Here is a 19,462-nt window from a genome sequence, read left to right on the forward strand (position 1 = left end):
TAATAATGAAAACATCAAGCTTCATCATCGCCGCACCAACGAGTAATTCAGGAAAAACAACCGTCACTTTGGGATTACTACGCTTATTGAAAAACAAAGGCTATAGCACACAACCTTTTAAAAGCGGACCAGATTATATCGACCCCAAATTCCATAAAATCGCTTGTGGAAAAACGGGAATCAATCTTGACCTTTTTATGATGAGAGAAGAACACATGCGTTCCACTTATCATGAATTAGCCAATGAGGTAAATGTGGCTTGTATAGAAGGGGTGATGGGCTTGTTTGATGGAGCAAGAAAGTCAGAAGGAAGTACGGCTGAATTGGCCAAGAAGTTAGACATTCCTGTCATTTTTGTAGTAGATGCCAAGTCTGTCGCTTATTCCGTTGCTCCATTATTATATGGCTTCAAAAACTTTGACCCCGATTTGAATATTGCAGGTGTAATCTTCAACCGTGTGAATACCAAAAGCCACTACAAATTTTTAGAAGAAGCATGTGAAGATGTTGGTATAAAAGCATTGGGTCACGTTCCTTTTATTGAAGAATGTAAAATCCCATCAAGACACTTAGGGTTATCGATTGATAACCTCTCAAAATATGATCAGATGATCGGCAAGATGGCGGATCAGATGAATGAAACAGTTGCTATTGATCAGCTACTTTCTATTACTCAAAGAGAAAAAATAGTCCTTGAAGAAAAGGCAGAAACGTCCAACCCTGATTTTAAAATAGCAGTGGCACAAGATGAAGGTTTCAACTTCAGTTATTATCAAAATATTGAAGCCTTAAAGCAATTGGGAACCGTACAGTTTTTCAGCCCAATTCATGACCAAGAACTCCCCAATTCCGATTTAGTTTACTTCCCCGGAGGCTATCCCGAATGCTACACTCAAGAGCTTTCTGCAAATACAAAAATGAGAGAAAGCATTAAGAATTACGTAGAAAACGGAGGGCAAATCATCGCCGAATGCGGAGGGATGATGTACCTCGGAAAAAGCATGGTGGACCAAAAAGGGAATGAATTACCAATGGTGGGCGTCTTCCCATTTACAAGCTCAATGGAAGCCATGAAACTGACATTAGGCTATCGAAAAATTGACATCGATGATTTCACGATCAAGGGACATGAATTCCATTATTCAAAAGTCCATCAAGACGAAAATGTAATAACCGTTGGAACCGTTTGGAGTGCAAGAGAGCAGGAAGTTCCAACAAAAATCTATCAATATAAAAACGTATTGGCCTCTTACATCCACTTTTATTTTGGTGAGGTAGGAGACCTTCAGCAGTTGCTTCATCATTTACAAAATAACCATGTTTCAAGTGTTAAGCGATAGCGTCACTTGGAACTGTCTATTGGCGAAGTCTCCTGACTTCGAGGTAAATAATATTGTTTTTCGAAGTCGGGAGACTTCGCCAATGTAAATCACAAGTGACGCTTGCCGGCTTAACACTTGCGATATTGAATCTACTCCATCACCAACCCATGATTTAAATCATGGGCTGATGATGGAATCAGAATAGTCCAAATACAAAACAAATAAACTCTTACGCTATGAAAATCTACACTAGAAAAGGTGATTCCGGAAAAACAGGCGTATTCGGCGGAAAAAGAGAGTTCAAAGATGCTCCCCGAATCGAATGCATAGGCACATTGGATGAAGTGAATTCAACCATAGGGCTTTTAAGATCAAAATTAGGCAATGACCACGAGTGGCAACCGAATTTACACAGAGTTCAAAAAGACATGATGAACATGATGTCGCATTTGGCTCGACCATCAGATTCTAAAAAAGAAAACCAAAATCCTCACCCAACAGATGGTGCAGAATTTTGCGAAGCATGGATCGATGAGATGGAAAGTAAAATGAGTAGTCCATCAGATTATTTCTTATTACCAGGAGGAAATGAAATTTCGGCTTTATGTCATGTGTGCAGAACACAAGTAAGAAGAGGTGAACGTACTTTGGTAACCTTAAGTCATGAAGATCCTGAAAGTGTATTAGACTATATCTCGTCTTACATCAATCGTCTGTCTGATTTATTCTTTACGATGGCACGTTCTGAGATGGATAAGCACGGAGTAGCAGAAGAAAAATGGAATTTATTTTTATATAAAAGAAAGAAAAAACCACAAGCATGAGAAAAGTCCCAATTACAATCGTAACAGGTTTTCTAGGCGTTGGAAAAACGACCTTAGTACACCAGATGTTGAAAAATGCCAACGGAAAACGAATTGCTTTAATCGTCAATGAATTTGGTGAAGTAGGTGTAGACGGTGAAATCATCAAAGCAGGTTGTGGAGATGAAGAGTGTAATCTGATTGAATTATCAGACGGTTGCATTTGCTGTACAGTGCAAGAAGAGTTCTTGCCCGCAATGTTGGAGTTGATTGAGCGTAAAGATGATATTGACCATATCGTGATTGAAACTTCAGGTTTAGCAATGCCAAAGCCATTATTAAGAGCGGTCAATTGGCCTGACTTAAAACCACATATCACCATCGATTCTGTAATTACAGTAGTTGATGCGGTGGGTGTGGCAACCGGTGAGTTCTGCGATAGACAAAGAGTACAAGAACAGCGTTTGGCAGATGATTCATTGGATCACGAAACACCAATTGAGGAGTTATTCTTGGATCAATTGACTTGTGCTGATTTGGTATTAGTAAGTAAAAGAGACTTAGTAGATGATGCCAAATTTGAAGAGATTTCTTCTTTCGTTCAGCAAAAAATCAGATCGAATACAAAGATAATTCCTGTAGTCAACGGCGAAGTAAGTAATGAACTCTTACTAGGTATTGAAGCTTCAGCTGAAGATGATTTAGAAAACCGTCACTCTATCCATGAAGAGCATCACGATCACGGACACGACCATGATCATGAACATCATCATGACCACGATGATTCATTGACTACTGAATTACTACAATATTCAGAAACAACTGACATCAAGCAGTTAGTAAAAGACCTAACAAAATTGGTAAAGGAAAATGAAATCTATAGAATCAAAGGTTTTGTCAATATTCCGAACAAGCCAATGCGTATGATTCTTCAAGGTGTAGGAGATCGATTTGATTATTATTTTGATAGACCTTGGAAAGAAGGGGAGACGAGAAAAACGCATTTAGTGGTGATTGGTAAGGATTTAAAATTAGCTTCAACAGCTCATGCATAAGAATATAAAGCTATTGTTATTGGCATCAATTTTCACACATATGGGAGCAAACTTATTGGCTCCCATTTATGCCATTTTTATTGAAAATATTGGAGGTACACTGATTGATGCTGGTATTGCCGTAGGTGTATATGCTATTTTCAAAGGTGTATTTTATTTCCTTTTTGATAAAATAGATGAAACAAAGCTGAGCAAAAAAACAATGATGTGTATAGGCTATGTCTTAATGGGTACAGGTTATGGATTGTATGTTTTTGCGAGTAGTCCTATTCATGTTTTCTTAATTCAGATCATCGTTTCACTAGGAGAAACAGTTATCAACCCTTCATGGAGTGCCATTATCGCTATGTCATTGAAGAAAGGGAAAGAGAAAAGTATCTATTCTTCCTTTTTTGGCTACCGTTCGTTTGCAGAAGGATTTGCCGCTATCATCGGAGCCTTATTTGCCATGCAATTCGGTTTTTCAGTGATCTTCTCTCTAATGGCAATGTTCTCATTCGGTTCAGGTGTATTATCGCTGATGGTCGATGAAAAAGAGATTTCAGAACCAGAAAACGTAAAGGTTGCTTAGTTTAATTATTCTCTCAAAATGCATTTAATTTCAACACTTCCTGGAGGATGGAACCCCAACGACGAAGGCGTTTTCCATATCCAACAATCCACCGGAGACCTACTTTTCTTATCGGCCGCTGACACCGAATTATTCACCGTCAATAAAGCCTATCAAGAATTACATCAAGAGGAAACGGAACTACCTAGTGTTCGTTTAGCGAACTTGACGTATTTCAAGCAGGAATTGACGATTGATACTTATATCGAAGAAGTAGTGTCAGAAGCCAAAGTCGTCGTGTTGAAATTATTGGGAGGAACTGCTTACTTTTCTTATTTGTGTGAAGCGATTGCTGAATATGCCGAAGACAATGATATCGATGTGATTTTCCTGCCGGGTGATAATAAACCTGATTTGGAATTGATGCAAATGTCCACTTTGCCCCTTTCAAAAGTCAGTGAAATATGGCAGTATTTTGTGATGGGAGGAAAGGAAAATACCAAAGAGGTGTTGAAGCTGATCATGAATGAAACCTTAGAGTACGATTTTCCAATCAAAGCCCAAGAAAGCATTCCTGATTTATTTCTTTATCATCCATCAAAAGGAATTCTTCATCAACCTTTAGTACATACAGAAAAGGCTACGGTATTGATATTAGGCTATAGAAGTTACTTCTTAGCCGATAACCTTGATCCATTTATTGCAGTCACAGAAGAGTTGGAACGAAGAGGAGTAACAGCCATTACTTGCATGGCGTTGTCGTATCGTGATGAAGATATTCAGCAACGTATTTTTTCTCTTTTAGAAAATTGTAAAATTGCTCCGCCTAATGTATTGATCAATACGACCGGCTTTTCATTGCAAGGCTTTCAAGACAATGAAACCAAAGGCATTTTTGATACACTCAATGTTCCCGTCATTCAAGCGATATTGGCGAGTTGTAATAAGCAGGTATGGGAAGAAGGGACTTTTGGTTTACCGCCGACTGATATTGCCATGAATATCGCATTGCCAGAAGTGGATGGAAAGATCATTACCTCAGTAATTGCTTTTAAAGAAGCGAAGGAAAAGGACGAATTGACAGATTCTGAAATTGTGTATTTCGAGCCTCATCTAGAAGGCTGTCAGTTTGTAGCAGAACATGCAAAGGCTTGGATTCAATTGGGAGAAAAAGAAAACAAGCAGAAAAATGTGGCCGTTATTCTTCCTAATTATCCGAGTAAAAATAGCCGTTTGGCCAATGGTGTAGGATTAGATACACCTGCAAGTACTGTAGAAATATTAAATGCCTTAAAAAATGCTGGATATGATTTAGGAGAAAATGTTCCCGAAGGGACAGAAGAATTGATGGAGTTGTTGACGGAAAATGTCACCAACGAACTGGAATCACTCTCTTATAAATCCGCTGAAATTAAAATCAAAGAAGAAGAATTTTACACCCACTACAACCAACTATCCATTACATTAAGAGAGAAAGTAGAACAACAGTGGGGACACCCATCAAAATCACCGAATTACAAAGAAGGTTATTTTCTAATTCCAGGAAAGCAACTATGCAATATTTTCTTGAGTATTCAACCCAATAGAGGGTATAATATCGACTTGCAAGCCACGTATCACTCTCCTGATTTACCACCGACTTACGCTTATTTGGCGTATTATATTTGGTTGCAAAATTACTTTAGTGCCGATGCCATTATTCATGTTGGAAAGCATGGCAACTTGGAGTGGTTGCCAGGGAAAGGGGTAGCACTGTCGAAGGAATCTTGTTTTCCTGCCGCTATTTTGGGAGCTATTCCACATTTCTATCCTTTTATTATTAATGACCCAGGAGAAGGAACACAAGCCAAAAGGCGTAATCATGCCATTATCTTAGACCACTTAATTCCACCGATGACAAGGGCTGAAAATTACGGTGAGTTGCTTCAATTGGAATTATTGATTGATGAGTTTTATGAGTCGGCTTTACTTGATCCCAAGAGAGCCAATTTGATTAAATCGAAAATTGAAAACCTTGTCAATACAACTCATTTGAGAGTGGATTTGAATGAAGATGGAAAAGATATTGATGCCCTTTTGGAGGTGATCGATGGCTATTTATGTGAATTAAAAGAAGCTCAAATTAGAGGAGGACTCCATATTTTCGGTTTGCTCCCACAAGAAGAAAAGTTTTTGGATATGTTGGTGGCATTGCATCGCTTACCACAAGGAGAAACCAAGAGTATTTTACAAGCCTTAGCCATTGATCTGAAATTAGCATTTGATCCATTGGATACTGCTTATGAAACGGCATTAAAGCAAACGATCATGGGTGTAGAATGCAGAACGATTGGTCAGGCAGTAGAGGTTTTGGAGAATAGAGCGAAGACGATCATTGAAGGAATTATCAATCAACAAGCAGGAAATTATGGTGAGGAAACACAAAAAGTAATCTCATCTATCAAAGAAAAGACGATCCCGACTTTACTAAAAACAAGGAATGAAATTGACCATCTTCTGAAAGGCTTAAATGCTCAATACATTCCTGCCGGTGGATCAGGTGCCCCAACTAGAGGGCGATTGGATATTTTACCAACAGGTAGAAATTTTTATTCCGTAGATACAAGAACAATTCCTTCTCCATCCGCTTATGATTTGGGCGTAAAAAGTGCTCAAAATATCATTGACAGATACCTGCAGGAAGAGGGAGAGTTTCCTAGTTCAGTGGCAATTTCCGTTTGGGGAACATCTACTATGAGAACAGGAGGAGATGATATAGCACAAGCTTTTGCATTATTGGGCGTCCGACCGATTTGGCAGGGAGCCAATCGTAGAGTGAAGGATTTTGAAGTTATTTCAACATTAGAGTTAAAACGCCCGAGAGTCGATGTTTTATTACGTATTTCTGGTTTCTTCAGAGATGCCTTTCCTGATGTGATTTCCTTATTCAATTCCGCCGTAGAGAAAGTAGCTCAATTGGATGAACCGTATGATATGAACCCAATTAAAGCCCGTTTTGAGAAAGAAAAAGAGGATTGGGAGAAAGAAGGATTGGATGAAAAAACGGCTCATGAACGTTCATTGTATAGAGTTTTCGGTTCCAAGCCAGGAGCGTATGGAGCAGGGTTACAGGGGTTGATTGATGAGAAAAACTGGACGAATCAGGAAGACCTTGCCAATGTATACATCAATTGGGGAGGATATGCCTATACGGGAAGACGTAATGAAGGAAAGTCAGCGCATGAGACCTTCAGAAAACGATTATCTATGGTGGAAGTGGTGGTCCAGAATCAAGATAACCGAGAGCATGACTTATTAGACTCTGACGATTATTATCAATTTCAAGGAGGAATGACAGCGGCAGTCAACTTGGAGAAAGGAGAAATGCCGACCACTTACTTTGGTGATCATTCCCGCCCTGATCAGCCAAGAATCAAATCGCTGAAAGAGGAGTTATTAAAAGTATACCGCTCAAGAGTAGTCAATCCAAAATGGATGGAAGGCATGAGAGATCACGGTTACAAAGGTGCTTTTGAAATGGCTGCTACCATGGATTACCTTTTTGCCTATGATGCTACCACTAATCTGATCGAAGACTTTATGTATGAAGGCATCACAGAAGAGTATCTTTTCAATCAAAAAAATCAAGAATTTATCCGTCAACATAACCCGTGGGCATTGAAAGATATGTCGGAAAGAATGCTGGAAGCGATCCAAAGAGGATTGTGGGAAAACCCAAATCAAGAAACATTGGATCGGTTGAAATCATTGTATATGAAAGCGGAGGGAGAACTAGAATAGGATAATAGTAATATAATTGATATTCAATATAATGTGAGTTTGAATTTATGAGTTTAATGTGTCAATAGGTATTCTTTTTCTTTTTAATTTATAAAGAAATAATACTCAACCCTTAAACTATTTATGGACACATTAATTGAATCAATCTACGCCCTTGAAATTCTAGATTCAAGAGGCAATCCCACAGTACGCGTTTATGTAGAATTATTTGATGGAACAAGAGCGTATGCTTCCGTTCCCTCAGGAGCATCAACAGGTCAAAACGAAGCACTAGAACTAAGAGACGGAGATGAAAGGTATGGAGGAAAAGGGGTACAGAAAGCAGTAGAAAATGTAATCACTACTATTGCTGATGCCTTGGAAGGAATGGATGCCACCCAACAAAAAGAAATCGATTACACTATGATTGAATTAGACGGGACTGACAATAAGTCAAAGCTCGGAGCTAATGCAATTTTAGGTGTTTCTATGGCTGTAGCAAAAGCAGCTGCACAATCTTTAGATTTGCCATTATATCAATATTTGGGAGGAACTAATGCCGTTCGAATTCCTGTACCTTGTATGAACATTCTGAATGGTGGAGAACATGCTGATAACAGTGTAGACTTTCAAGAATTTATGTTGGTACCTCATGGAGCACCGTCATTCAAAGAGGGATTACGTTATGTTGCGGAAACCTTCCATATTCTAAAAGGGATTTTAAAAGAAAGAGGCTTAGCAACAAGTGTGGGTGATGAAGGAGGCTTTGCTCCGGATTGTGAGAGTAATGAAGCCGCGATTGAATTAATTATTGAAGCCATAGAAAAGGCAGGGTATAAGCCCGGAAAAGATCTTTCAGTTGCGGTGGATAATGCCGCCAATTCATTTTGCTCTAACCTAAAAGATAATTATGATTTAGTCTGGTCAGGGAGAGGGAAAATGACTTCAGATGATTTAATAGCGCTTACAGGAGAATGGCTGGACAAGTACCCGATTATTCTTTGGGAAGATCCTCTAGCAGAAAAAGATTGGGATGGTTTTGCCAAATTCACAGCAAAGTATGGGGATCGAATTGAGGTGGTAGGTGATGATATTTTCGTGACCAATACCAAATACATCAAAGAAGGAATTGAGAAAAAAACAGCGAATTCTTGTCTGATCAAGCTAAATCAAATTGGTACTGTAACAGAAACCATAGAAGCCGTGAGAATGTGTAGAGAAGCAGGGTGGCGTTATTTCCTCTCACACAGATCAGGAGAAACAGAAGATACTTTCTTAGCCGATTTTGCTGTCGCAATGGACGGAGGGCACCTTAAAACGGGTTCAGCTTGTAGAGGTGAGCGTATTGCAAAATACAATCGTCTGTTGGAGATTGAGCATGAATTGGCAGGGCGATCAGAATATAGATGGAAGTAAATAGTACATCAAATAATATAAAAATATCACCTGCATTTGTAGGTGGTATTTTTCAATGAGAATGAAAATGAAATTTATTTTTCACTTTTTTTGTCAGTTAAGTGCTAAAAACACGACTTAATTATGATGCTGTTCAAAACTATCGCTGAACAGTCATTGCAGTAACATAATTTTTTGAACCAAACTTTAACTTTTACTATGAAAAAGCAATTACTTACCCTAGTAATCTCCCTTTTTTCTTTATGCTTGTATGCACAGGACACTGAAACATTACCTTCAAAATACTTATATGCTGATGCTACAGTACAAATCAGTTCTGACTTTGTAGGGTCGCTTTCTCTTGGACATTCTTGGGGACTTGGGAAAAAGAAAAGATTTGTTCTTGGAACAGGTGTTCGCTATTCATTTTTCCAAGGAAAAGATAATAAAGAGTTTTACTCAGCTCCTCCTGAGTATTTCGGGAAATCTGATAAGCAAGATACATTGACAATCGCATCTCCTAGTCAGTCGAATATTGTCCTTTATATTTCTTTGAGTTACCGTATCAAAAGCAAATTTGAAGTGGGTATGAATATCGATGCTGTAGGTTATACTTTTGGTGCTGACAAAGATGCAGTTTATACAGGGAATGGTAGTAGCCAACCTACTACAGCTTCTTCAGGCAATGCATCTCTTTTACTTATTGGAGCAAATGATACAGGTATGTTAAGCTCTGAATTCTATGTACAATATCACTTCAATAAAAAGTGGTCAGCGAAGTTAGGTTTTGCTCATACCTTCACAGAATTTCAAACACCAACCGAATTACAACCTGGAAATAAAAGATTCAGAGGTGTAAGTGATGGATTAGTAATTGGAGCAAGGTATAACATAAAATAAAGAACGATGAATAAAATAACCCTAATCTTATTAACCTCATTTTGCCTTTTTATCACCAAAGGGTATGCTCAGGAAATCAATGCTTCAGCTTCAAAAATTGATTTTACAATCAGTAATTTCAAAGTCAATTCTGTTGAGGGCTTTTTCAATGGAATGAGTGGCAGTATTCAATTTGATGAAAATGATTTATCCTCTTCAGAATTTAATGTTTGTATTGATGCATCAACTGTAAATACCGACAACGAGAAAAGAGATGATCATTTAAAAAATGAAGACTTTTTTGATGTTGAGAAATACCCCAAAATATGCTTTACATCTGATGAAGTAGTGAAAAATGGCAACAAATATATTACTAAAGGAAATCTAACACTACATGGTGTAACCAAAGAAGTTTCAATACCTTTTGTCAAAAATGGATCTAATCTGGAAGGCGAATTAGAAATAAATCGTTTGGATTATGACTTGGGTAAAGGAACAGGAACATTTACAGTGGGAGATGAAGTTGAAATTAAAATTACGTGTGTTTTAAACTAACCCTTGTATTTGCTTAATATACTATGAAAGTCCGCCACCACTGATCATAATCAATGGAGGTGGACTTTCTTTATTAAGCAGCTACACAATTAAAATTATCTGATTAATTGTTTAGACCTTCTACTTCAAATGAAAGCCAGTTAATCACAAATTCAAAAGAGAAACCATCTTTTTTAAACAGAGCTGTACTTGATTTTCCAGTATCATAATCCACCGTAAAATCAATATTGTCAGTATTGTATGCCATTTCTCCTTCGGAGATATACCAGATTCTAGCTACATTTTCCTTTACGATTAAGTCGCTAATACTTTTTCCAGAATATGCATTGCCACTTCGGGTAATACCATTTGATTCTAAATTAGAAACGACAAATTCAGGAGATAATGTAATAGGGAAATCCACAGTAATAGTCTCAGAAGAATTTCTTGTATGTATAGTTCCGTCAGGATAAGTCATTTTTCCACCTTCCGTTTTCACTTCAAAAGCTAACGAATTGATCTCACCGATACCAGTCCATCCACTCAGCTCTTTTTCCATTAATCGAGTTCTTACTCCTTCCACTTTCACATTGTTTACAGTATAATTTTCAAAAGTGACTGTGTGAGAGAAAGTCACAGAAAATTCTCTTAAAGTGTCTTTGCGATGCACAATCACTTTACCCGAACACTCATAGTTGGGGTTGTAATCTTTAGAATCAATTTTATCAAAATCAATCACTACGGTATCTGTTCTAACAAAAACATGCGGATTAAGCGTTAGAATATCCCAACCGGCAATGCCGCTGTCTGTGATTTCATTTGTAGCTGAAGCCAATCGCTGAGAAGAAGCATCTAATGCAGCAAGTGCTTTATCTGCAATAGCGTCAACGTTGTTGTAAATCGTTCTCGCTTCAGTGTTTTCTTGAAAAGTGTCTTGTTCAGTTTCCGACATCTGAGACTCTTTGTCGATCAGGTTTTCATCATCTTCCTGTAGCTGACAACCTGTTAAGCATAAAGTAAAGCCAAATGCAATTGATAATGCAAGAGTTTGCAAGTAGTATTTCATATTCATAAATAAGGTTTATATGTGCTTGGGTATAGATCAAAAAGGATGCTAGATAACTTAAGTGCTCAGAATAAAGGAATATCATAATAAATCAGGCATAAAAAAACACCCTACTTCACAGTAGAGTGTTCAAATATTGTCACTGGAAATACTAAAGTTTTAAGCCTCTACTAAATCCAAGATTTCTTTCAATTTAACGATAACGGTATCAATTTCTTCCTTTGTATTGTATTTCGAGAAAGAAAAACGTACTGAAGTTCTATCAGCGTCACCACCGATTCCTGCAATTACATGAGAACCTTGAGTGGCACCGCTACTGCAAGCACTACCGCCAGATACAGAGATTTTTTGAAGATCTAAGGCGAATAATAGCATTCCATTTTTGCTAGAAGGAGGGAAGCTAACATTCAGCACTGTATATAAGCTGTTGTTAAGATCGTCGCTCATTCCATTAAAAGCAATACCTGGAATATGTTCTACCAATTGACCTCTCATATACTCTTTCACTTCTTTGATATGAGCTGTGTGTGCGTCCATTTCAGCTGTAGCAATCTCCAATGCTTTTGCCAAACCAACAATACCCCATACGTTTTCAGTACCCGAACGAACTTCTCTTTCTTGTCCGCCACCTTCAATCAAGGCAGGCATTTTCGTGCCTTTTTTGATGTACATAAAACCAGAACCCTTTGGTCCGTGGAATTTATGTGCTGCACCTGCTAAGGTATGGATATGCAATGCTTTCACATCTACCGGGAAATGCCCAACACTTTGTACAGTATCAGAGTGGAAATAAGCACCTGAAGCTTTGCAAAGTTCGCCTACACGTTGAATATCCAAGATATTTCCAATCTCGTTATTGCAGTGCATCAAAGTCACTAAAGTTTCAGTTCCGTTTTCAGCAAGAAGCGCTTCTAGCTGATCAAGGTCAAGATTTCCTTTTTTATCAGCATCTAAGAAAATTAGTTCAATATCATTTTCTTTTGCCAGATGTTCTGTGATGTGAAGAACAGCATGATGTTCTAATTGTGAAGTAATAATTCTTTTCAGGCCATAAGCTTGAACAAGACCTTTGATAGCCGCATTGTCCGTCTCAGTACCGCCAGAAGTGAAAATAATTTCAGAAGGCAACGCATTGATACTCTGAGCAATCATTTTACGTGCTTTCTCAATTTCTGCTTTAGAAGCTCTACCGTGTGCGTGTGTAGATGATGGATTACCGAACACAGTATCCATTGATGCTATCATTGTTTCTTTTACCTGCGGGTCAAGTTGAGTACTTGCTGCACTATCTAAGTAAATGCTCATGCCGTGTTTAATTTTGAATTGGTTGTGTGTACGTGAAAGTTATGTTGTTTTACACTCCAAAGTGCAAATTTAAGACAAAAAACGGGCAATCTGTGAAGATCGCCCGCTTGATTATAATATATTAAGATACAACAGTCAGACTATTAGGAGTTTAACTCTTGTTTTCTTTCTAGTTTTAAGCATCTGAATCTTCAGCTTTGAACTGAATAATTTCCTTGATATCAGAAATAATTTTTTGAGCTAAATGCTCAGCAGTTTGTTCTGAAGCAGATTCAGAGTAAATACGGATAATTGGCTCAGTATTCGATTTTCTAAGGTGAACCCACTCTTTGTCAAATTCGATTTTTACACCGTCCAAAATATTTACTGGTTGATTAGCATACTTCTCTTCCATTTTTTGAAGGATAAGATCAACATCAATCTCAGGAGTCAATTCAATCTTATTTTTAGAAATATGGTAATCAGGATACGACTGACGCAACATGCTGGCAGAACCGTTGAATTTCGCCAATTTAGAAAGGAATAACGCGATTCCCACTAACGCATCTCTACCGTAATGAAGTTCTGGAAGAATTACACCTCCGTTACCTTCACCACCGATTACAGCGTTCGTATCTTTCATCATTTTCACCACGTTTACCTCACCTACAGCCGACGCAGTATAAGTACCGCCATGCTTTTCAGTAACGTCACGCAATGCTCTTGTTGATGACATGTTAGAAACTGTATTGCCTTTTTTATGCTCTAAAACATAATCAGCAACAGCTACTAATGTATATTCTTCACCAAAAGGAGTTCCGTCCTCAGTAGTGAATGCCAAACGGTCCACATCTGGATCTACAATAATACCTAAGTGATAGTTTCCGTTTTGCAAAGTAGAACTCAACTCCGTGATGTGTTCAGGAAGTGGTTCAGGGTTGTGAGGGAATCTACCATTCGGCTCGCAGTATAACTCTTCAATTTGAGTTACGCCCAAAGCATTCAAAATCTTTGGTACAGCAATACCACCTGTAGAGTTTACACAGTCAATTACAACTTTGAAGTCTTTAGCACGGATAGCTTCAACATCTACCATCGGTAATGCCAAAATCTTCTCAATGTGTTTGTCAATGTAAGTGTCGTCGTGGGTAACTTTACCAGTTTTTTTGTAATCTACGAACTCAAAGTTGCCTTCCTCAGCATTTTTCAGGATTTCTCCCATCGCTTCAGCTGAAATAAATTCACCTTTTGAGTCCAATAGTTTTAGGGCATTCCAATTAGCGGGATTGTGGCTTGCAGTCAAAATAATTCCACCTGCAGCTTCTTCCATTTCCACTGCCATTTCAACAGTAGGAGTAGTAGAAAGACCCAAGTTGATCACATGAACACCCATAGCTTGAAGAGTACCTGAAACGATGTCGGCTAGCCATCCACCAGAAACACGGGCATCTCTACCCAATACTACTTTATTGTTGTTGTCAGAGTTTTCAAGGATCCACTTTGCATAAGTGGAGATAAATTTAGCTGCATCAATAGGGTTTAATGAATCTTCAGTAGATCCACCAATAGTTCCCCTAATACCAGAAATAGACTTAATTAATGTCAATGTCTCAATTTATTTGATTAGGCTACAAAAATAACGCTTTAAGTGATACTGTAAAGAGAATTAACATACTTATTTATTATTATTTAATAAAGGGGATATATCCTTGTTTGTTGGTTTTTTAATTGTAAATGATTGATTTTTAGTAGTGTTGAATCTTTTTTTGATAGAATAAAGTGAGGTTTTAAATATTGAAAAATTAAACCATCGTTTAGTTGAATTTCCATTACCTCTTTATTTTGATTCATATTTATAAAATGAGTCTCTTGATATGGAAAAAGTGCTTGATGTTTTTTGATGACTGTTTCGTATTCAAATTGAGCATTTACACTGTCTCTTAATAGGAAAGAATAGATATGACTTTGATCTATAAAACTAAAGGCCGGCGTCTTTGTCGCATAACAATAGAGTGTTTTTTGATGCTGATGATAAGTAGTTATATACTGAACCGTCAAGGTGATTAACATTAAGACGATTGGAAGTCCTATTAATTTTCGATTGTTCAGTTTTATATAAATAGTAATGCACAATAAAAAAGCGGTTGTAGCTCCAATATTTACCAAAGGAAGCTGTGGAAGTTCTTTAAATAAATACAGCCATTTTTGAAATAAAAAATAAAGAAATTCATAGCTACAAATCAACCAGTCTAATGGTATTTGCAATGCATCTAAGACTAAAATCATCAGTCCAGTGTACATCATAAATGAAGTGAAAAAGCCACTCAGAATACTAGAAAATAAGCTGTATGCAGGGATGTATTGGAAGAAATAAGCCGTAAAACTAATAGTGCCTAATTGTGCTAATATAGAAACAATTATGATTGATAGAATTGCTTTTTTCCAATAGGGTAGCTTTCCTACTTCCTTCCAATAAGGAAATACACTGATAAATAAAACTGCTGTGAAAGAGAGTATAAAACCTATATCGAACAATAAAAAAGGGTCGTATCCTAAAAAGCAGAAAGAGATAAAACAGAGCAAGTTTAAGAGGTTGACTTTCTGATATAGTGCTTTGCCGATAATTAAAATTGAAAACATACTCACAGCCCTTAAAATAGAAGGTGTGAAACCTGCCACAGAAGCATAAAACCATAAAAGTGGTAAGTAGAACAACTGTAGTTTCCGAGCTGTTCTGATGTTTAAATATTTCCTCCAGAAGAAAATCAAATCCAGTATCAAGACAATGATTCCCACATGCATACCAGAAAGTGCTAAAAGATGCATATTTCCCGTTTGCTGAAAAAGTTGGTATTCATCTTTTTGAAGATAACTTTTATCTCCAATCAATAAAGAAGCACTAATACCATACAGTGCCGAAGGGAAAATTTGTTCTATTCTTTTTTGAATCATATCTCTGAAAGTAAATGAATAGGAGACGTTTTCAATGATTTCTAAAGTATTAGTAGATACTTTGAAGTGAATATCTTTGTTAAGCAGATAATCACTGTAATCATACATAAAAGGAAATTGATTTTTGGAGATGGAGTGTAGTGAAGTCGGTACAAAAACGATACTGTGAGGTGATAGTTTTTCTTTCCCAAAGAACGTCAGCAAGGCTTTAGCATTGGTAGATTGAAGCCCTTCATCTGCTATGCTTATCACCTTAGTGAGGTAGCGTTTCACTTTTTCTTTTTCAGAAAGCACTTTTGTTATTTCAAGGTAAACGCCTTTGTGTTTTGGTAGTATATTATTCGTTTTCTGAAATTGGAAAGTAGAAAAACCTATAAGGAATACACTTGTACAAAGAAGTGCAGTGGTTAAAACTGTAGGTGTATTTTTCCATTGTAAAAAGGCAATAAGCACAAAAAATAATAGGGTGAGGACAATCAGATAGGTATTCCCAATCAGCTGTTTTTCAAATAAAGAGGAAAACAGTATACCTAGAATAAGAAATATATTAATTTTGAAAAAAGGAGCGTTATGAATCATTTTTTAGCAGTGAGTTAGTTTCGAGATTTATACGCCACTAATATAAAGAAGATTACACCAATGAAAAAGCTATACCTATTCCTGATTTTGAGTTTATTGTGTTTTTCTTGTTCAGAAAAAGAAGATACTGAAACAGAAACCGATGATACATTTTTTGATTTTGATTTCGACTTTTTTGATGACGATGATGAAGAGGAAGTAGAGGAAGAAGTGATTGATGAACCAATGAATGAAAGTCCAAGACTGGAAACGCCGAAAATTGAAGTGAAAGGACTGGAAGAAAAATCTGTAGAATTGGAAATAACAGATGAAAAACTAGAATTGGTGGAAGAAGTGGAAGAGACAGTCATAGAAGAAATACCGGAGGAAGTTGAAGAAAATAAATTGATTGTCATCGATTATCAGGAATTCAGAGTGCGTTTTAAAGCCATTGAAACGTTTGATGTGGATGAAATTGATTTTGAAGAAAAACTAAAGCATAAAGGGCTGTTGAAAAGATATAAGACGCACCAAAGCTACTTTGATGTTTATGATATAGATAAAGCGATTGATTGGAGTGGAGCAGGAGATTTTGCCGAATTCGGTCAAGGTTTTTATGAGCGTTCAAAAGAAGTATACAGCGGTAAATATGTAAACTTTGCCAAAAGAAAAGCCTTTATGTTTCACACTAAAATCTCTTTTGAGGAAGATCTGAATTACTCTAATATCAAAAAACTGAAATCAGATCATGATGTTGAGAAGGAAGAAAAAGTAGAAGCCGTGGTGGTATTTTTCGGTAAGGGAGATTACGGCTATAGGTACATCTATAAAAAAGGTAACCAACATGCCGAGCTTACCTCCAAAACCATGGAAACTTATTAAGGAAATGGAGTTTTTTAAAGTGAAGAAGTGGGGTAGAATGTGGCCTGTGTTATGGTTCAAAAACCATCATAAAAACCACTTTACGAACTATTTTTCTTAATTCTTCACTCTTAACTCTTAACTAAAATTAGTGGTCATCCACTATAAACTTGAAGTTGAAATTCACATCAATATGCTGATCTACTTTGACCATTCCCATCATTTTTTTGGGAGGAGTAATCCCGTAGTCAAGTATATTGATTTGTTTTGTTCCTATAATCTGAAAGTTTTTACCTTCAGAATGAGGTACAGAGTAGGTAATGTCCTCAATTCTTTCCACACCAGCGATAATCATACTCACTTTTCCTTTTCCTTTGATGGTTTTGTCTTCTCCTTGGTAAATATACATAGAGAGCAGTTTCATCACTATAATAGGGTATTGTTCCGCATATAATAGCTCCGTAAATTCTTTGTTCATCAAGGCAATGCCACAGTCAAAACAAGTCACACAAAATTCCAGACCGGAATGCTGTACTTCGGTGAGCTCATTAAAAATATTTTGCGTTAACGTCAAGTTGCTCTTTATGCTGTTTTTAAAAATACAGTCAAAAGTATTGATGTTGGTTTTACCATCAATATGCATACTCGAATCTGGAACTACTTCTAGGATATATTCTGTTGGAATGTAATCGGCTTTTTGTCCGAAAGCAGTTAATGATATAAGTGAAAGTATTAGTAAATGAAGTAAGTGTCGCATTGCAAGTTTTAAAATCAGGTGGATATCTGTCAATTATAATACATGAATTGTTTGAGAACAAATACTCATGTTTCGTAGTTAAAAATAAAAATAATAGAAAAATAGGAAGACTTAAACATGAACTTCTTAATACAATTTAAAAATGCCTTACTTTTATAATTATTATATTTTAAATTAAGTATACGGATACTCAAGTCTATATACTTAGCAGAAAATGCACTATTGTAAGGAGCAATAAAAATTTATACAATGAATCAAATTACACTCAAAGTAAAAGAAGTAGTTCAAGAAACTTCTGATACAGTCACTATAAAATTAAAACAACCACTCTTTAAGAAAGTCCAATATCAATCAGGACAGTTTCTAACTGTGATATCAGAAGTACAAGGACAAAAACTGAGAAGATCTTATTCTATGTCTTCTGCTCCACACCTTGACGCTACTATTGATATTACGGTCAAAAGAATTCCTGATGGAAAAGTTTCCAATCACCTTAATAATAGCATTAAAATGGGAGATATGCTGGAAGTGGTGGAACCAATGGGACAGTTTGTTTATGAACCCAGCAAGGAAACAGAACGACATGTGGTACTTTGGGGAGCAGGTTCAGGCATAACACCACTTTTCTCTATGTTGAAAAGTTGTTTGTTTTTTGAACCTAAATCAAAAGTCACGCTAGTGTTCGGTAATAGAAATGAAGAGTCTATTATTTTCAAAAAATCACTCGAAGAACTAAAAGAGAAGTTTCAGGATAGATTAGAAGTAGTGCATGTGTTGAGCCGACCTTCCACACAGTGGGGCGGTTTTTCAGGCAGAATTGACGATGTAGTGGCTATTAATATTATGAACCGATTATCATTGGCCAATTCAGAGCATTATTTATGTGGTCCTGACGGTATGATGGATGCAGTAACAAGTGCATTGAAGAGAAATAAAATTCCAGCTTCAAAAATTTATAAAGAAAGTTTCACACCAGTATCAGGAAGTGATCATAGTGATGATGTTTCGTCTGAAAATATCTTGCTGACTGTAGACGGTGAAGAACACAGTGTTTTTGTGGCGGCTAACCAAACTATTTTGGAAGCGGCTTTGGAAGAAGGTTTAGACGTTCCTTATTCTTGTCAAAATGGTGTATGTACGGCTTGCCGTGCTAAATGTACTTCAGGCAAGGTAGAAATGGGGGAAACTTCAGTTTTATCAGAAGCAGAGAAAAATAGTGGTGATATTTTAACATGCATTAGTCATCCTGTGGGGGTAAATGTTAAAATCACGTATGAATAATGCCAATATTGATTTTCATTTACTTTTTTTGTTAATGAATCTTGGAATATTGAAATTTTAGTCGTTACTTTGAGTCATCAAGATTGAAGAAAAAAAGAACCCTTTACCTATAAGGTAAAGGGTTACTTCAACTCCTCTTCAATCTGTTCATTTCGCTAAACTTATTTTTTGAATATTCGACTATCAATTACTATCGACTTTTTTGATTAATAGAAATTTTTAGTAAAATATTTTTTCGTATCTATTTGTAAACAGTCTCTTTTCAGTCTATTCCTCTGACATTAATTAATCGACTGTATAATAAAGCAAGTAAATACAACTCCTCTTTCCTTTCTTCTTCTATTCATCTGACATTTATTATTTACTTACATAATAGCTTAACGGGCTTGCACGTTTAAGGTTATGT

At 36.7% G+C, this 19,462-nt stretch carries 15 protein-coding genes; 10 read left to right on the plus strand and 5 right to left on the minus strand.

The annotated features are described in order from the left end of the window. Positions 1–5: 5 nt before the first annotated feature. From HHU12_RS16510 to HHU12_RS16545, 8 genes are all read left to right on the plus strand, one after another. Positions 6–1,340: a cobyrinate a,c-diamide synthase gene (locus HHU12_RS16510; RefSeq protein WP_169657853.1), complete on the plus strand. Its 1,335-nt coding sequence runs from the start codon at positions 6–8 to the stop codon at positions 1,338–1,340. A 218-nt stretch (positions 1,341–1,558) separates the two neighbouring features. Further along, entirely contained in the window at positions 1,559–2,146 is a 588-nt protein-coding gene (locus HHU12_RS16515; protein WP_169657854.1) for a cob(I)yrinic acid a,c-diamide adenosyltransferase, read from the plus strand. Then, the gene (gene cobW, locus HHU12_RS16520; RefSeq protein WP_169657855.1) at positions 2,143–3,180 is read left to right on the plus strand and encodes a cobalamin biosynthesis protein CobW; all 1,038 of its coding nucleotides are present in this window, start codon (positions 2,143–2,145) and stop codon (positions 3,178–3,180) included. Before HHU12_RS16515 ends, cobW begins: the two co-directional genes overlap by 4 nt. After that, positions 3,173–3,751 (plus strand): MFS transporter, encoded by a 579-nt coding sequence (locus HHU12_RS16525; RefSeq protein ID WP_169657856.1) that lies wholly within the window; start codon positions 3,173–3,175, stop codon positions 3,749–3,751. The genes cobW and HHU12_RS16525 overlap by 8 nt, the downstream gene beginning before the upstream one ends. An 18-nt stretch (positions 3,752–3,769) precedes the next feature. Then, complete coding sequence (gene cobN, locus HHU12_RS16530; RefSeq protein ID WP_169657857.1) at positions 3,770–7,510, plus strand: cobaltochelatase subunit CobN; 3,741 nt, start codon at positions 3,770–3,772, stop codon at positions 7,508–7,510. Between the two features lie 123 nt (positions 7,511–7,633). Beyond that, positions 7,634–8,905, plus strand: coding sequence for a phosphopyruvate hydratase (gene eno / locus HHU12_RS16535; RefSeq protein ID WP_169657858.1), 1,272 nt, complete (start codon positions 7,634–7,636; stop codon positions 8,903–8,905). Positions 8,906–9,103: 198 nt separating this feature from the next. Next, positions 9,104–9,784, plus strand: coding sequence for a hypothetical protein (locus HHU12_RS16540; RefSeq protein WP_169657859.1), 681 nt, complete (start codon positions 9,104–9,106; stop codon positions 9,782–9,784). Between the two features lie 6 nt (positions 9,785–9,790). After that, complete coding sequence (locus HHU12_RS16545; RefSeq protein WP_169657860.1) at positions 9,791–10,318, plus strand: YceI family protein; 528 nt, start codon at positions 9,791–9,793, stop codon at positions 10,316–10,318. Positions 10,319–10,421: 103 nt separating this feature from the next. Here HHU12_RS16545 and HHU12_RS16550 read toward each other — a convergent pair whose 3' ends face one another. From HHU12_RS16550 to HHU12_RS16565, 4 genes are all read right to left on the minus strand, one after another. Beyond that, complete coding sequence (locus HHU12_RS16550; RefSeq protein WP_169657861.1) at positions 10,422–11,363, minus strand: hypothetical protein; 942 nt, start codon at positions 11,361–11,363, stop codon at positions 10,422–10,424. Positions 11,364–11,522: 159 nt separating this feature from the next. After that, positions 11,523–12,668 (minus strand): cysteine desulfurase family protein, encoded by a 1,146-nt coding sequence (locus tag HHU12_RS16555; protein ID WP_169657862.1) that lies wholly within the window; start codon positions 12,666–12,668, stop codon positions 11,523–11,525. Positions 12,669–12,843: 175 nt separating this feature from the next. Beyond that, positions 12,844–14,253 carry a phosphoglucosamine mutase gene (gene glmM, locus HHU12_RS16560; protein ID WP_169657863.1) on the minus strand — a complete coding sequence of 470 codons (1,410 nt, stop codon included), beginning with the start codon at positions 14,251–14,253 and terminating at the stop codon, positions 12,844–12,846. Positions 14,254–14,336: 83 nt separating this feature from the next. Beyond that, complete coding sequence (locus tag HHU12_RS16565; protein WP_169657864.1) at positions 14,337–16,178, minus strand: ComEC/Rec2 family competence protein; 1,842 nt, start codon at positions 16,176–16,178, stop codon at positions 14,337–14,339. A 60-nt stretch (positions 16,179–16,238) separates the two neighbouring features. Here HHU12_RS16565 and HHU12_RS16570 point away from each other — a divergent pair, with 60 nt between their 5' ends. After that, positions 16,239–17,039, plus strand: a complete 801-nt coding sequence (locus HHU12_RS16570) for a hypothetical protein (RefSeq protein ID WP_169657865.1) — start codon at positions 16,239–16,241, stop codon at positions 17,037–17,039. Positions 17,040–17,166: 127 nt separating this feature from the next. On the opposite strand, the gene HHU12_RS16575 is transcribed toward HHU12_RS16570, so the two are convergent. Continuing rightward, positions 17,167–17,775 (minus strand): YceI family protein, encoded by a 609-nt coding sequence (locus tag HHU12_RS16575; protein WP_169657866.1) that lies wholly within the window; start codon positions 17,773–17,775, stop codon positions 17,167–17,169. Positions 17,776–18,024: 249 nt separating this feature from the next. Here HHU12_RS16575 and HHU12_RS16580 point away from each other — a divergent pair, with 249 nt between their 5' ends. After that, positions 18,025–19,056, plus strand: a complete 1,032-nt coding sequence (locus HHU12_RS16580; RefSeq protein ID WP_169657867.1) for a ferredoxin--NADP reductase — start codon at positions 18,025–18,027, stop codon at positions 19,054–19,056. Positions 19,057–19,462 lie beyond the last annotated feature (406 nt).

Origin of the sequence: Flammeovirga aprica JL-4, assembly GCF_012844305.1 — a bacterium.
Taxonomy (GTDB): Bacteria; Bacteroidota; Bacteroidia; order Cytophagales; family Flammeovirgaceae; genus Flammeovirga; species Flammeovirga aprica.